This is a genomic window from Streptomyces katrae, from assembly GCF_002028425.1.
Taxonomy (GTDB): Bacteria; Actinomycetota; Actinomycetes; order Streptomycetales; family Streptomycetaceae; genus Streptomyces; species Streptomyces katrae_A.
In genome coordinates, this window is the sequence record NZ_CP020044.1 from 126,708 (window position 1) to 140,825 (window position 14,118).

Annotated in this window: 1 protein-coding gene; it reads right to left on the reverse strand. The window is 75.3% G+C overall.

The window, feature by feature from the left end; genetic code table 11:
- Positions 1-86 precede the first annotated feature (86 nt).
- A complete protein-coding gene (locus B4U46_RS35805; RefSeq protein ID WP_079432443.1) occupies positions 87-14,084 on the reverse strand; it encodes a type I polyketide synthase in 13,998 nt (4,665 codons plus the stop codon).
- Positions 14,085-14,118 lie beyond the last annotated feature (34 nt).

A 14,118-nucleotide genomic window follows, 5' to 3' on the forward strand; every position in this document is an offset into this window, starting at 1 on the left:
TCGAACGGCCGCTGCGGTGTCCGGACCGCCGTCAACGGGTCGGGGCGAGTCACGCGGAGCAGTACGGGGAGCCGTCACAGCGTCTGCTACGACTTGCCGAACTCACGCTGGATGATGTCGAAGAGCTCGTCGGGGGTGGCCGTCTCCAGTTCCCCGGCGGGCTCTTCCACCTCCGTTGCGCTCCCTGCCCCGACCAAGGTGGCCAGCAGGTTCTCCATGCGTGACGCGATGCTCGCCCGCCCGACGTCGTCCAGTTTTACGGCTGTGAGGCTAGCTTCGAGCCGTTCGAACTCCGCTAGCGCAGCCCGGGCCGCCTCCGCGGGTCCGGGGACGAGCCGTTCGCGCAGGTGCTCGGCGAGCGCGGCGGGGGTGGGGTGGTCGAAGACGAGCGTGACGGCCAGGGGCAGTTCCGTGTGGGCGGTGACGAGGTTGCGCAGTTCGACCGCCATCAGGGAGTCGAAGCCGAGGTCGAGGAAGCCGCGGCCGGCGCGGACGGCGCCGGGGTCCTCGTGTCCGAGTACGGCGGCGGCGTGGCCGCGCACCAGGTCGGTGAGGGTCCGCAGCTGTTCGGCTTCGGGCAGGCCGGCGAGCCGGGCCCGCAGTGCGGCGGCGGGGCCGCCGTCCTGTGCGGCGGGCACCGGGTTCCCGTCGTGCGGGCCGGCCGGGGGTGCGGCCGGTTCGAGGGCCGCCCGGACCTCGGGCAGGTCGCCGAGGAGGGGGCTGGGGCGGCGCGCCGTAAACGGCGGGGCGAACCGCTGCCAGTCGACGTCGGCGACGATCAGTGCGGTCTCGTCGGCGTCGAGGGCGCGGGCGAGTTCCGCGAGGGCCGTCTGCGGTGCCATAGGCCGTAGCCCGCGCCGGCGCATCTGCTGTTCCAGATCGCCGGCCGCCATGCCGCCGCCGGCCCACGGGCCCCAGGCGACGGAGGTGGCGTGCAGGCCGCGGGCCCGGCGCCGTTCGGCGAGGGCATCGAGGCAGGAGTTGGCGGCGGAGTAGGCGGCCTGGCCGCCGCTCCCCCAGGCGCCGGCGATGGAGGAGAACAGGACGAAGGTGTCGGTGTCCTCCCCGCACAGGGCGTCGAGGTGGGCGGCGCCGAGGGCCTTGGCGGCGGTGACCCGCTGCCAGTGGTCGTGGTCGGCCTCGCCGACCGGTACGGGTTCGGTGACGCCGGCCGCGTGGACGACGGCCCGTACCGCGTCGCCGTCGGCGCGCAGCCCGGTCAGCAGCCGGTCCAGCTGTGCGCGGTCGGCGACGTCGCAGGCGGCGACGGTCACCCGGGTGCCGCTCGCGGTGAGCTCGGCGGCGAGTTCCCGGGCGCCGGGGGTGTCGGGGCCGCGCCGGCCGGTGAGCACGAGGTGTTCGGCACCACGGCCGGCCAGCCAGCGGGCGACATGGGCGCCGAGCGCGCCGGTGCCGCCGGTGACGAGGACGGTGCCGCGGGGCGTCCAGCGGTGCTCCGCCCGCGCGCCGGGGGCGGTGTGCGGGTCGGGGTGGCGTTCCAGGCGGCGGCCGTAGGCGCCGTCGCGGCGGACGGCGATCTGGTCCTCGGGGCCGCCGTCGAGGAGGGCGGCGCGCAGGACGGCGAGGTCCTGCTCGTCCGGGGCGGCGGGCAGGTCGACGAGGCCGCCCCAGCGGTCGGGGTGTTCGAGGGCGACGACCCGGCCGAGACCCCACACGGCGGCCTCTTCGGGGCGGGTGACGGGGTCGGCGGCGTCGACCTGGACAGCGCCGCGCGTCACGCACCACAGGGGCGCGTCGATGCCGGAGTCGCCCAGGGCGCGCACGAGGGCGGCGGTGCCGAGGCCGTGCGTGCCGTCGGAGGCCAGCAGGGACACCACGGCGGCCACCGGGCCGGTGCCGGCCGCGACGGCCAGTTCGGCGGCGAGGGGGGCGGTGGATCCGCCGGACGCGTCGACCGGTACGACCGCCACTCCGGAAGGCGTGCCGCCGGCGAGTGCGGCCACGACCCGTCCCGTGAAGGGGTCGTCTTCGTGGCCGTGGGGCACGGCGAGGAGGAACCCGCCGCGGGGGGCGGGGGTTTCGCGGGCGGGCAGCGGCTGCCAGGCGACGCGGTAGCGCGGTCCGGCCGGGGCCGCGGGGGCGCCGTCCGCGCCGTCGGTGACCGTGTCCGGCCAGTAGCGCCGGCGCTGGAAGGCGTACGTGGGCAGGGCGGTCCGGCGGGCGCCGGCCCCTTCGCCGGCTCCGGGCGCCGGCCAGAGCGCCTCCCGGTCCACGGGGACGCCGAGGGTCCAGGCACGCGCCAGCGCCTGGAGGAGGGTACGGGCCTCCGGGCGTCCGGCGCGCAGCAGCGGGAGGTAGGTGCCGGGGACGCAATCGGCGGCCATCGCCGACAGCACGCCGTCGGGCCCCAGCTCCAGGAACCGGGTGACCCCCCGCTCGTGCAGGGCGGTCATGCCGTCGGCGAAGCGGACGGTGCCGCGTACGTGCCGCACCCAGTAGTCGGCCGTGGCCAGTTCGTCGGCGTCGGCCGCTCCGGTGAGGTTGGAGACGACGGGGATGGCGGGCGCCGCGTACGTGACGGACTCGGCGACCTTGCGGAAGTCGGCGAGGACCGGCTCCATGAGCGGGGAGTGGAAGGCGTGGCTGACGGTCAGCCGCTTGGTCTTCACGCCGCGCCCGGCGAGGGCGTCCGCGATCTCGGTGACGGCGCCGGCCGCACCCGAGACCACCACGGACCGCGGCCCGTTGACGGCGGCGATGCTGACGTCCTCGTACGCGGCGACCAGCTCGGCGACCTCCGTCTCCGGGGCGCGTACGGAGACCATGGCGCCGCCGGACGGCAGTGCCTGCATCAGGCGGCCGCGGGCGGCGACCAGGCGGGCCGCGTCCTCGAGGGTGAACACCCCGGCCGCGTGCGCGGCGGCGATCTCGCCGACGGAGTGCCCGAAGAGGTGGTCGGGGCGCACGCCCCAGCTCTCGACGAGCCGGTACAGGGCCACCTCGACGGCGAACAGGGCCGGCTGGGTGAACTCCGTACGGTCCAGGACCGCGGAGTCCTCGGCGAACATGACCTCCCGCAGCGGGCGGTCCAGGTACGGGTCGAGGTGCAGGCACACCTCGTCCAGGGCCCGCGCGAACGCGGGGAACGCGGCGTACAGTTCCCGTCCCGCGCCGGCGCGCTGGGCGCCCTGCCCGGTGAAGAGGAAGGCCGTCGGTTCCGCGCCGGCGGTGCCGCGCACCAGCTCGGCTGCCTGCTCTCCGCGGGACAGGGCCAGCAGCGCGGCGCGCGTCCGGTCGGGGTCCTGGCCGGGGAGCAGTGCCGCCCGGTGGTCGAAGGCGGTACGGCCGGTGGCCAACGCGTGCGCCACGTCCGCGGACCGCAGTGCGGGGCGGGCCGCGAGGTGTTCGGCCAGGCGGGCGGCCTGCGCGCGCAGGGCCGCCTCGGAGGTGCCGGAGAGCACCCACGGCAGTTGCGGGCCCTCGGCGTCGCCGGTGGCCGCCCCGTCCTCGCGGGGGGCCTGCGGGGATTCGAGGATGACGTGGGCGTTGGTGCCGCTGATGCCGAAGGAGGAGACGGCGGCGCGGCGCGGCCGGCCGTCGCCGGCCCGCGGCCACTGCCGTTCCTCGGTCAGCAGCCCGACGGTCCCCTCCGACCAGTCCACGTGCGGCGTCGGCTCGTCGGCGTGCAGGGTCCTGGGCAGGACGCCGTGGCGCATCGCCATGACCATCTTGATGATCCCGCCGACGCCGGAAGCGGCCTGTGCGTGGCCGATGTTGGACTTGAGCGAGCCCAGCCACAGCGGCTCGTCGCCGCCGCGCTCCTGCCCGTAGGTGGCGAGGAGGGCCTGCGCCTCGATGGGGTCGCCGAGCGAGGTGCCGGTGCCGTGCGCCTCGACGGCGTCGACGTCGGCGGGCGTCAGGCCCGCGTTGGCGAGGGCGGCGCGGATGACGCGCTGCTGGGCCGTGCCGTTGGGGGCGGTGAGGCCGTTGGACGCGCCGTCCTGGTTGACGGCGGAGCCGCGGACCACCGCGAGCACCTCGTGCCCGTGGCGGCGGGCGTCGGAGAGGCGTTCCACGAGGAGCACGCCGACGCCCTCGGCCCAGCCGGTGCCGTCGGCATCGGCGGAGAAGGCCTTGCACCGGCCGTCGGCGGCGAGCCCGCCCTGCCGGTGGAACTCGGCGAACGCCGCCGGGGTCGGCATCACCGTCACGCCGCCGGCCAGCGCCATCGTGCACTCGCCGGTGCGCAGGGCCTGCGCCGCGAGGTGCAGGGCCACCAGGGAGGAGGAGCAGGCGGTGTCCAGGGTGACGGCGGGGCCCTGCAGGCCGAGGGCGTACGCGATCCGGCCGGAGAGCACGCTCGTCGCGTTGCCCGCCAGCACCTGCCCCGAGGTGGCGTTGGGCGTACCGCGCAGGGTGCCCGCGTAGCCGAGCGAGGCGGCTCCGGCGAACACGCCGACCGGCGTGCCGTGCAGGGTGGCGGGGTCGATGCCCGCCGCCTCGATGGCCTCCCAGGAGGCTTCGAGGAGGAGGCGCTGCTGGGGGTCCATGGCGAGGGCCTCGCGGGGCGAGATCCCGAAGAAGTCGGCGTCGAAGTCGGCCGCTCCGGAGAGGAAGCCGCCGGCGCGGGCGTAGTCGCCGTCCTGGCCGGGGTCCGCCGGCAGCTGCCAGCCGCGGTCGGCCGGGAAGCCGGTAATGGCGTCGCCGCCGTCGCGCACGAGCCGCCACAGGTCGTCGGGGCCGGCCACTCCGCCGGGGTAACGGCAGCTCATGCCGACCACCACGATCGGGTCGTCCTCGCCCGCCGGAGTCCCACCGACCGGTGCGGCCGGCGCGGCCGCCGGGCTCGCGGAGGCGGCGTCGTCGTCCAGACCGAGGCCGGCCGCGAGGTGGCGGGCGAGTTCGGTCGCGTTGGGGTGGTCGAAGACAGCCGTGGTGGTGAGCCGCACGCCGGTCGCCCGGGTCAGCCGGTCCCGCAGCTCGACCGCGGCCAGGGATTCGAAGCCCAGCTCGCGGAAGGCCCGGGACGGCTCGACGGTCGCGTTCGACGCGTGCCCGAGCACGGCCGCCGCCTCGGTCCTCACCAGCTCCAGCAGGTGACGCCGCCGGTCCGGGCCGGACAGCCCGGCGAGACGTGCGCGCAGCGCGTCCGTCGGCTGCGCCGGCCCGTCGTCCGCCGCCTCGGCCAGGGCCCGTACGGCGGGCAGTTCGGAGAGGAGCGGGCTGGGCCGCATCGCGGTGAACGTCGGCGCGAAGTGCGCCCAGGCCACATCGGCCACGGCCACGCACGCCTCACCTGCGGCGAGGGCCCGCTCCAGGGCCGCCATGGCCCGGGACGGCTCCAGCACGAGGAGCCCGCGCTCGCGCAGGTGCTCCGCGATGACCCTGCCGGTGGCCATGCCGCTGCCGCCCCAGGGGCCCCAGGCGACGGAGGTCGCCACCTGACCGCGCGCCTGACGCCACTGCGCCAGAGCGTCCAGATACGTGTTCGCCGCCGCGTACGCACCCTGGCCACCGGAACCCCAGACGGCAGAAATCGAGGAGAACAGCACGAACGCGTCCAGCTCCCCGGCCCGGGAGGGCTCACTGAACAGGGCGTCCAGATGACGGGCACCCTCCACCTTCGCCGCCAGAACGCGGGCGTACTCCTCCGCCGAACCCGCCATCAGCGGATTCAGCTGCTCCACACCGGCGGCGTGGACGACACCCCGGACCGGGCCGTCCACCTCCAGACCCTCCACGAGCGCACGAACCTGACCGGCATCAGCCACATCACAGGCCACAACGGTCACCCGCACCGCATCGGAGCCGAGCTCGTCCGCGAGCTCCTTCGCACCAGGCGCATCAAGTCCCCGACGGCTGGTCAGCACCACGTGCTCGGCGCCTTCGGCCACCAGCCAGCGCGCCACATGCGCACCCAGCGCACCCGTACCACCCGTCACCACAACCGTCCCGCGCGGACGCCAACCCTCGGAACCGGACGAAGACGGCTCGGCCGGCCGCAAGCGACGGCCATAGACACCCGCCGCACGCACCGCGACCTGGTCCTCGTCCGAGGAACCCGACAACAGCCCCCGCACACGAGCGGCAGCCCGCTCGTCCAACACCTCGGGAAGGTCGACCAGACCACCCCAACGCCCCGGGTGCTCCAGGGCCACGACCCGGCCCAGGCCCCACACCAGGGACTGCTCCACACCCTCCGCACGCAACGCGTCCGAACGGCCGATCGACACGGCACCCTGCGTCAGGGACCACAGCGGCGCCTCGCACTCGGCATCACCCAGAGCCTGGACCAGCTCCAGCGTCCCGACCAGGCCACGCAACGACACCACACCCGTGACACCGTCCACCAGCCCGGCCACACGCCCGGCAAGCTCCACCCGGCCCTCACCCGAAGGCACGACCACAACCCGCGCGGCCAACGCACCGGCCACCCACTCGGTCAGCGGACCGTCCTCGTCCGCCACCACCAGCCACGAACCGATCGAAGCACTCTGTCCGGTCTCGGCCAGCGGCTTCCACGTGACCCGGTAACGCCACCCGTCCACCGCCGACTGCTCACGCCGACGCCTGCGCCAGGAAGACAGCGCCGGCAGTACAGCTCCCAGAGTCCCGTCTTCGACGTCGAGCGTCTGGGCGAGGGCACCCAGGTCTTCGCGTTCCACCGCTTCCCAGAACGCCGCGTCCACCGCGTCGGCCTCGCCCCCGGCCGGCTGTACCGCCGTACTGGCCTGCGGCCAGTAGCGCTCGTGCTGGAAGGCGTACGTCGGGAGGTCCACGCGCCGTGCACCGGTCCCGGCGAAGAACGCCTCCCAGTCCACCGGCACACCATGGACGTAGGCCCGGGCCACTCCCGCAACGGCCGCCTCCGGCTCGTCGCGGCCCTTGCGCAGCACCGGCACGAACACGCCGTCCTCGACGCAGTCGGCTGCCATCGCCGACAGCACGCCGTCGGGGCCGAGCTCGACGAAGCGGGTCACCCCGTGGCTGTGCAGGGAGGAGATCCCGTCCGCGAAACGGACCGCCTCGCGGACGTGCCGCACCCAGTACTCCGGCGAGCAGAGCTCCGCCGCGGAGGCGAGCTCACCGGTCAGGTTCGAGACCACCGCTGTCGAGGGCGAAGCGAAGGCCACGGTGTCGAGGACCGTGCGGAACTCGTCCAGCATCGGGTCCATCAGCGGCGAGTGGAACGCGTGGCTCACCGTGAGCCGCTTGGTCTTGACACCCCGCCCGGCCAGCACACCCGCGAGGGCGGTCACCGAGTCTTCGGCACCCGAGACCACTACGGACTTCGGCCCGTTGACGGCCGCAATGCTCACGTCTGCGTACGCGGCGACCAGCTCGGCCACCTCCGCCTCGGCAGCACGCACCGACACCATCGCACCACCAGCCGGCAGCGCCTGCATCAGCCGACCACGGGCGACGACCAGCCGCGCCGCATCAGCCAACGAGAACACCCCGGCGACATGCGCGGCGGCGATCTCACCAATGGAGTGACCCAGCAGATAGTCGGGCTTCAGACCCCAGCTCTCCACCAGCCGGAACAGCGCCACCTCGATCGCGAACAGCGCCGGCTGCGTGAACTCCGTACGGTCCAGCTCAGCGGAGTCCTCCGCAAACATCACCTCCCGCAGCGACCGCCCCAACACCGGGTCGATCTCCGCACACACCGCATCCAGCGCCTCCGCGAACACCGGGAAGGCCGCATACAGCTCGCGCCCCATCCCCGCGCGCTGCGCACCCTGACCCGTGAACAGGAAACCCGTCAGGCCCGGGACCACCGCACCACGCACCACACCCGCCGCCGAACCACCCCGCGACAGAGCCTCAAGCGCCGCACCACGATCACCCCCCCACACCACAGCCCGGTGCTCGAACACCGAACGCGTCACCGCCAACGAAAAACCGACATCAACCGCATCCACACCCGCCGACGACCCCGCCAACGGCACCAGCCGACCGGCCTGCGCACCCAACGCCTCCGCCGAACGACCCGACACCACCCACGGCACCACCGGCAGCACGACACCGGCAGGCGGCTCGGACACCGCCTCCGGGGCCTGCTCCAGGATCACGTGGGCGTTCGTGCCGCTGAAGCCGAACGACGAGACGCCCGCGCGGCGCGGACGGTTCTGGTCCGCCGGCCAGGCGTGGTCCTCGGTCAGCAGTTCGACGGCGCCGTCGGTCCAGTCGACGTGCGGAGTCGGCTCGGTGACGTGGAGCGTGCGGGGGAGCACGCCGCGGTCCATCGCCAGCACCATCTTGATGACGCCCGCGACGCCGGCCGCGGCCTGCGTGTGGCCGATGTTGGACTTCACGGAGCCCAGCAGCAGCGGCCGGCCCTCCGGGCGTTCCCGGCCGTAGGTGGCCAGGAGGGCCTGGGCCTCGATCGGATCGCCCAGCTTCGTGCCCGTGCCGTGCGCCTCGACCGCGTCGACCTCGGCGGCCGACAGGCCCGCGTTGGCCAGGGCCGCGCGGATGACGCGCTGCTGCGAGGGGCCGTTCGGGGCGGTCAGCCCGTTGGAGGCGCCGTCCTGGTTGACGGCCGAGCCGCGGACCACCGCGAGCACCCGGCGCCCGTTGCGCTCGGCGTCCGACAGCCGCTCCAGCACGAGCACGCCGGCGCCCTCGCCCCAGGCGGTGCCGTCCGCGTCCGCGGAGAACGCCTTGATGCGGCCGTCGGCGGCGAGTCCGCGCTGGCGGGAGAACTCCACGAAGGCGCCCGGGGTCGACATCACGGTGACGCCGCCGGCCAGGGCCAGGTCGCACTCGCCGCCCCGCAGCGCCTGTGCGGCGAGGTGGAGGGCGACCAGCGACGAGGAGCAGGCCGTGTCGACGGTGACGGCGGGGCCTTCGAGGCCGAGGGCGTAGGCGATGCGGCCGGAGAGCACGCTGGCGGTGTTGCCGGTCGCCACGTACCCCTGGACGGCTTCGGCCACGGGCCGCAGGAGGCCGACGTAGTCCTGGCCGTTGGTGCCGGCGAAGACGCCCGTGGCAGTGCCGCGCAGCGAGGCCGGGTCGATGCCCGCGCGTTCCAGGACCTCCCAGGATGTTTCCAGCAGCAGCCGCTGCTGGGGGTCCATGGCGAGGGCCTCGCGCGGGGAGATCCCGAAGAACGCGGCGTCGAACTCGCCGGCGCCGGCCAGGAAGCCGCCTCGGGAGGCGTACGAGGTGCCGGGGCGGCCCGGGTCGGCGGCGAGGAGCGCGTCGAGGTCCCAGCCCCGGTCGGCTGGGAAGTCCGTCAGGGCCTCGTCGCCGTCGGCGAGCAGCTGCCACAGCCGTTCGGGGGTGTCGGCGCCGCCGGGGAAGCGGCAGCTCATGCCGACGATCACGATCGGGTCGTCGTCGCCGGGGCGGGCGCCCGCGTCCGTGACCGTGGCGGGGAGGGCCTGGCCGGCCGCGCGGTCGCCGAGCACGCCGGTGAGGACGTGCTCGGCCAGGGCGGCGGGGGTGGGGAAGTCGAAGAGCAGGGTGACGGGCAGGCGCAGCCCGGTGGCCGCGCCCAGTGCGTTGCGCAGCTCGACGGCGCCGAGGGAGGTGAAGCCGAGGTCGCGGAAGGCCCGTTCGGGGTCGACGGCCGCGGCCGAGGAGTGGCCCAGTACGCCGGCGATCTCGGTGCGCACCAGTTCGCCCACCAGGCGGCGCTGTTCCGCGTCGGTGGCCGTCAGCAGGCGGGCGCGGAGTGCCGAGAGCCCGCCGGCCGGGCGGTCCTCCTCGGCGGCGCCGTACGGGTCCGGGTTCTCGCGCAGTTCGGGCAGGTCGGCCAGGAGGGGGTCCGGTCCGGCGGTGCGGGGGCGGCGGGTGGCGGCGAAGCGCCGCCAGTCGATGTCGGCGACGAGGGTGAGGGCCTCGTCGGAGCGCACGGCCCGTTCGAGGGCGGTGACGGCGAGTTCGGGGTCCATGGCGCGTACGCCGCGGCGGGCGAACCGCTGGGCCACGGCGCCTTCGCCGAGTCCCGCGCCGTCCCACAGGCCCCAGGCGACGGAGGTCGCGGGCAGGCCGAGGGAGCGCCGGTGCAGGGCGAGGGCGTCGAGGTAGGCGTTGCCGGGCGCGTAGTTGCCCTGTCCGAGGCCGCCGAGCACGCCGGCGAGCGAGGAGAACAGCACGAACGCGTCGAGGTCGAGGTCGCGGGTGAGTTCGTGGAGGTGCCGCGCGGTGGCGGTCTTGGCGCGCAGGACGCCGTCGATGCGGCCGGTGTCCAGGTCGTCGACCATGGCGTCGTCGAGGGCGGCGGCGGTGTGGACGACGGCGGTCAGCGGGAGTTCGCGCGGTACGGCGGCCAGGACGGCGGCCAGGGCCGCGCGGTCGGCGGTGTCGCAGGCGGCGAGGGTGACGCGGGCGCCGTCCGCTTCGAGTGCGGCGCGCAGTTCGGCCGCGCCGGGTGCGTCGGGGCCGCGGCGGCTGAGCAGCAGGAGGTGTGCGGCGCCGCGGCGGGCCAGCCGGCGGGCGACGTGGGCGCCGAGCGCGCCGGTGCCGCCGGTGACGAGCACGGTGCCGCGCGGCTCCCAGGCGTCGCGGGTCCCGGGCCGGGCCGGGGCCGCCGAGGGGGCCGGTGTGTGGAGGAGGCGGCGCCGGTAGGTGCCCGAGGGGCGTACGGCGACGGCCCGGTCGCCCGCGCCGGGTCCGGCGTCCGCGGCGGCCCGCAGGGCCGCGCGGAGCCGTTCGCGGCCCCGCTGCTCCAGCGGGCCGGAGGGCAGGTCGACGACACCGCCCCAGCGTTCGGGGTGCTCGGCGCCGAGGACGCCGGCGAGGCCCCACAGGAGGGCCTGGTCGGGGCGGTCGAGCCGGTCGGAGCGGTCCACCGAGACGGCGCCCCGGGTCACGGTCCACAGCGGCGCGGACGCGCCGGCGTCGCCGAGGGCCTGTACGAGCGCCACGGTCGCGGCGAATCCGGCCGGGGTCACCAGGCCGTCGGCCGGTTCCTCGACCAGGCCGAGGAGCGAGAGGACACCGGCGAGCGGGGCGGTGTCGGGCACCGCGGCGAGCGCGTCGTCCAGCCGGTGCGCGAGTGCGTCGCGGCCGGCCGTCGCGGGCACGTCCAGCCGCAGCACACGACCCGGCCCGTCCAGCGCGGCCAGGCAGTCGGCGACCGCGTCCTGGTGGTCGTGCCCGTCTTCGGGTACGACCACGAGCCAAGTGCCGTCGTCCGGGCCGGCGGTGGCCGTCTCCGGAACGGGCTGCCAGGCGATGCGGTGGCGCCAGCCGTCGAGGGTCCTGTCCTCGAGGCTGCGCCGGTGCCACTGCGACAGTGCGGGCAGTACGGCGCCGAGCGGTGTGCCCGCCGGGTCGGCGGCGTCGAGGGCGAGCATGTCCGCGACGGCTTCCAGGTCCTGGCCCTGGACTGCAGTCCAGAAGCCCTCCTCCACCGGGTCGCCGGCCGGCCGGCCCGCACCGCCGGCCGGGTCCGAGGGCTTGGCGCGCAGCCAGTAGTGGCGGTGCTGGAAGGCGTACGTCGGCAGGTCGACGCGGCGGGCGCCGGTCCCGGCGAAGTAGGCGGCCCAGTCGAGGGGGGCGCCGTGCGCGTAGGCCCGGGCGAGCGCGGTGACCAGGGCGCGCGTCTCGTCCCGGCCCTTGACCAGCACGGGCACGTACACGGCGTCGGGGGCGGTGTCGGCGGCCATGGCCGACAGCACGCCGTCCGGACCCAGCTCCACGAACCGGGTGACGCCCTGGCCCTGGAGGGCGGCGACGCCGTCGGCGAAGCGCACGGCCTCGCGGACGTGCCGGACCCAGTACTCCGGCGAACACAGCTCCTCGGCGGAGGCCGGCGCGCCGGTGAGGTCCGAGACCAGGTCGATGGCGGGAGCGGCGAACTCCACGGTCTCAAGTACGGCGCGGAAGTCCGCGAGCATCGGATCCATCAGCGGGGAGTGGAAGGCGTGGGAGACGGTCAGCCGTTTGGTCTTCACCCCGCGCCCGTCGAGCGCGTCCGCGATGGTGGTCACGGAATCGGCCGCGCCGGAGATCACGACAGAGGCCGGCCCGTTGACGGCGGCGATGCTGACGTCCTCGTACGCGGCGACCAGCTCGGCCGCCTCCGCCTCGGAAGCCCGCACGGACACCATCGCGCCACCAGCCGGCAGCGCCTGCATCAGCCGGCCGCGGGCGACGACGAGCCGCGCCGCGTCGGAGAGGGAGAACACCCCGGCCACATGGGCGGCGGCGATCTGGCCCACCGAATGCCCCAGGAGGCAGTCGGGCTTCAGGCCCCAGCTCTCCACCAGCCGGTACAGGGCCACTTCGAGGGCGAACAGCGCGGGCTGAGTGAACTCCGTACGGTCCAGCTCAGCCGATTCGTCGGCGAACATCACCTCGCGCAGCGGACGCCCCAGCACCGGGTCGATCTCCGCGCACACGGCGTCCAGCGCCGCGGCGAACACCGGGAAGGCGGCGTACAGCTCGCGCCCCGTCCCGGCGCGCTGCGCGCCCTGCCCCGTGAACAGGAAGGCCGTGCGCCCCGCTGCGGTCTGCCCGACGGAGCCGCCGCCCTGTGCCAGTGTCCCGACGGCCTCCAGCAGCTCGGTCCGGTCGCCGCCGACGAGGACGGCGCGGTGCTCGAAGGCGTGCCGGGTGGTGGCCAGCGAGAACGCGACGTCGGCCGGCCGGAGCTCCGGGTGCTCGGTGAGGTGCGCCGAGAGCCGCCCGGCCTGGGCCCGTACCGCGCTCTCGGAGCGGCCCGAGACCACCCACGGAACGATGCCGGCGCCGGTGTGCGCGGTGTCGGCGGGGGTCTCCTGCGGGGCCTGCTCCAGGACTACGTGCGCGTTGGTGCCGCTGATGCCGAACGAGGAGACGCCGGCCCGGCGCGGCCGGTCCTCGGCCGCCGGCCAGTCCCGCTGCTCGGTCAGCAGCTCGACGAGCCCGGCCGACCAGTCGACGTGGCCGGACGGCTCGTCGACGTGCAAGGTCCGGGGCAGCACGCCGTGCCGCATCGCCTCGATCATCTTGATGACGCCGCCGACGCCGGCGGCGGCCTGCGTGTGGCCGATGTTCGACTTGAGGGAGCCGAGGTAGAGCGGCCGGCCGGCGGGGCGGCCCTGCCCATAGGTGGCGAGGAGGGCCTGGGCCTCGATGGGGTCGCCGAGCGAGGTGCCGGTGCCGTGCGCCTCGACGGCGTCGACGTCGGCCGGGGCCAGTCCGGCGTTGGCCAGGGCGGCCCGGATCACGCGCTGCTGGGAGGGTCCGCTGGGGGCGGTGAGGCCGTTGGAGGCGCCGTCCTGGTTGACGGCGGTGCCGCGGATGACCGCCAGGACGGGATGGCCCAGCCTGCGGGCGTCGGAGAGCTTCTCCACGAGCAGCACGCCGACGCCCTCGGACCAGCCGGTGCCGTCGGCGGAGTCGGCGAAGGACTTGCAGCGGCCGTCGCCGGCCAGGCCGCCCTGCCGGGCGAAGTCCTCGAAGGTCGCGGGGGTCGGCATCACGGTGACGCCGCCGGCCAGCGCCATGGTGCACTCGCCGGCCCGCAGCGCCTGCACGGCGAGGTGCAGGGCCACCAGCGACGAGGAGCACGCCGTGTCGACGCTGACGGCGGGACCCTCGAACCCGAAGGTGTAGGAAACGCGCCCGGACAGCACACTGCTGGCGGTGCCGATGCCGAGGTAGCCCTCGACCTCGGCGGGCACCTCGTCCAGCCGGGCGCCGTAGTTGTGGTACATCAGGCCGGCGAAGACGCCGACCTTCCGGCCGCGCAGGGAGAACGGGGCGATGCCGGCCCGTTCGACCGCCTCCCACGAGGCCTCCAGCAGCAGCCGCTGCTGCGGGTCCATGCCCATCGCCTCGCGCGGGGAGACCTTGAAGACCTCGGCGTCGAAGGCGCCGGCGTCGTGGAGGAAGCCGCCCTCCCGGGCGTACACGGCCTCTTCGCCGTCCGGCCCGGGGCCGACCAGCTCCTCGCAGTCCCAGCCGCGGTCCGCCGGGAAGGCGGTGATCCCGTCCGTACCCGACTCCACCAGCCGCCACAGGTCCTCGGGGGACCGGACGCCGCCCGGGTAGCGGCAGCCGATGCCGACGACGGCTATGGGCTCCCGTCCCTTGCCCTCCGCCAACCGCAGACGTTCGGTCGTCTCGTGGAGGTCAGCGGTGACCCTTTTCAGATATTCACGAAGCTTGTCTTCGTTAGCCATCAGAGCACACCTTCGGGTACGTCAGGAGATCGGG

Coding starts and splice junctions, on each gene's coding strand:
- B4U46_RS35805 (WP_079432443.1), bottom strand. CDS start 14,084: ATGGCTAACGAAGACAAGCTTCGTGAATATCTGAAAAGGGTCACCGCT.